The organism is Pseudoalteromonas denitrificans DSM 6059, from assembly GCF_900112265.1.
Taxonomy (GTDB): Bacteria; Pseudomonadota; Gammaproteobacteria; order Enterobacterales; family Alteromonadaceae; genus Pseudoalteromonas; species Pseudoalteromonas denitrificans.
The window spans coordinates 1-2,365 of record NZ_FOLO01000113.1 but is presented as its reverse complement, the minus strand read 5'-3'; the positions used below and the strand labels follow the sequence as shown (position 1 = coordinate 2,365).

The 2,365-nt window shown below is 36.0% G+C and carries 3 protein-coding genes; all 3 read left to right on the top strand.

The genetic code is table 11. The features are described 5' to 3' along the window. Positions 1-344: 344 nt before the first annotated feature. The 3 genes from BM088_RS26810 (at position 345) to BM088_RS26800 (ending at position 2,243) form a co-directional block, all read left to right on the top strand. A complete protein-coding gene (locus tag BM088_RS26810; RefSeq protein WP_091991988.1) occupies positions 345-1,184 on the top strand; it encodes a hypothetical protein in 840 nt (279 codons plus the stop codon). Positions 1,185-1,317: 133 nt separating this feature from the next. After that, entirely contained in the window at positions 1,318-1,926 is a 609-nt protein-coding gene (locus BM088_RS26805; RefSeq protein WP_091991986.1) for an RHS repeat-associated core domain-containing protein, read from the top strand. Continuing rightward, positions 1,914-2,243: a hypothetical protein gene (locus BM088_RS26800; RefSeq protein ID WP_091991984.1), complete on the top strand. Its 330-nt coding sequence runs from the start codon at positions 1,914-1,916 to the stop codon at positions 2,241-2,243. The genes BM088_RS26805 and BM088_RS26800 overlap by 13 nt, the downstream gene beginning before the upstream one ends. Positions 2,244-2,365: the final 122 nt, after the last annotated feature.

The following is a 2,365-nucleotide window of genomic DNA, read 5'->3' as shown; positions in this document are numbered from 1 at the left end:
AAACAGAAGCCGTGTATAAAACTATCAGCAGATGTATTTGGTATGATGCCAGACTAATAAATGGCGATGCTTAACCAGATCTCAGGTTAGTTAACTTTTGGGCAGCGCTAAGGCTTAGAATAAGGATAGCTACGAATGATAATGTATGGGGAACTGAGTCTCTTACTGCTGAGCAGTTATTCAAAAAAGCAGAGCAATTAGCTAATAAGTTTATTGATAGAAAGTTACCAAATAATCTACCAGAATGGTCAAACTTAGAAACCCTGTACGGCCAATATAATGAAGGTAAAACACTTAAAAGACAGTTCCCGCAAACTTATAGAAAAATGGATTGTCATGTTGTTATGTATGGTTATTCATGGTTACCAGCACTTAATGAAGCAACTACTGATGAAGAAAGAGGTGACTGGTACAGCATATATCATCAATTGTCGCTTGTTTTATGGGAACGTCTAATTTGTGAATTAGATGAAAAAGGAGAAGTTAATGGTACACCATACAAAATTGACAACTGGATTATCGACAAAATAACAAGCACTTTGTTACATTGCTCAAAAGAAGCAGCCCGAAAGTTATGGGAGCCAATTCTTAGTGTAGGAGCCGCTGCTGAATACTGGATTACTGACTTTATGCACAAGTGGTTTGATCAACTTTTAAAAGTTGATGCAAATCAAGAGCTATTCTTGGAAACCTGGAGGGATATGATCGCTTTTGCTAAAAGCTCCGAAGTTTGGTCTTCAGAAGGCTCTCATTGGCATAAATCTGAAAAGGTCTGGGAAGCAATTTTGGGCTTAGACTCTTTTACTGCCGAGTTAGTGTGGAAGCATGATCACAGCGATATAATAACAAGTATGCAGCAAGAATTTTGCTACTATGCTGAGAACAAGTTAACAAGCTATCAAATTGATCACTTTGCATACTTTTTAAATACAACTAGTGGCAAAGTCTTATCTGTGGAGGGCATCACTTGGATTTATCAATATATGTCTAAACATAAATTGTCTCGTATAGAAGAACGTGCTCAAGGTTCAATTAATGATTTGATTACATCTATGCTTGATACTCACCGCTTTGATCAATTACCAGAGAAAAGTAGGAAATCTATTCTGGGATTATTAAAATTATTGGCGGACTGTCAAAACACCAAATCTATGGAGCTGTTTAAGAAACTTGTAGTATGTTAGCTATTGTGATTGAAAATATTCGCGTTTAGCGAAAGTTGTTTTGGATGCTTTTAGCTAATTACAGTCTAAGGATGAGTTTAAACGAATCAACGACTTTTTGATTCAACTTTAGCTAGTTACAATCGTTTAATTAGTGATAGTTTATAATTACTTTAGGGATTACAATCCTGAATTTGGGAGATACATTCAGTCTGATCCCATTGGTTTAGCGGGTGGGATAAATACTTATGGGTATGTGGGTGGAAATCCAGTAACTGGTTACGATCCTTATGGATTGGCAAATTGGGATAATCCATCATGGGGTCAGCCTCAATGGGTTAAGGATGGTTTAAAATGTAATGGAATTCCATTTTCTATTGGTTTTACTGGTAATGCTACAAGAGCCACTATTTTTGGTATAAATGAAGGGGTAAACTACCAAGCATTTAGTGATGTAAGTACAGGAACTTATTGGGTAAATGGTCTTGTAGGAGGTTTGAATAATGGGCTTTCAGCTGATATTAATTTGGGACTTTACTTTGGGGATGGAAATGGAGGCGCTAGTACTTGGGAGGGCTGGTTTAATGAGGTTACAATTCCATTGGGTAAATATGATGGTACTATCTATTGGGATGGTAATTGGTACGGCTTAGCAATTGGAATGGGGACTGGTAAATCATCTCTACCAGGATATCAAAGAAACTATTATAAATTATTAGATAGTACAGGGGGGAATAGCGACTCATGTACATGTCAAAATTAGAAAAGCTTTTAATAAAAAAATATAAATCATCAACGATGGTTATAGTTGGGGTTCTTTTGGCCGGTGTCCTTATGTTTATTGACTACCTTTTACCTGTTTATTTTTCAGCTGAAGGGGTGATAAGTAAGATTTATTGGAAAACCAGCAATCATCAAATGCCAATGTTTGTTATCAAAAATAAGGATTCGATAGTTAACTTTCAAGATAACAGAGTAAGATTGAAACCGGGACAAATTAAAGTTGGAGATAGCTTTAAGAAAATCTCTGGCTCTAAGATGTGCATAATAAATGGTGTTGAAATGCTTTGTATAAAATAAAAGTAAGTAGGCAAGTTTATTTTCTTAGCTAACTAGGGGCTGTTGATCTTTCACATTGGCAGCCAAATCATTGCACACGCCAGTGCTAGCATACTTTCAAACTGTAACTTTAATTTATCATA

What these genes read in the sequence shown, in the direction of transcription:
- BM088_RS26800 (WP_091991984.1), top strand. Translation starts at nt 1,914, where the DNA reads ATGTCAAAATTAGAAAAGCTTTTAATAAAAAAATATAAATCATCAACG.
- BM088_RS26810 (WP_091991988.1), top strand. Translation starts at nt 345, where the DNA reads ATGTATGGTTATTCATGGTTACCAGCACTTAATGAAGCAACTACTGAT.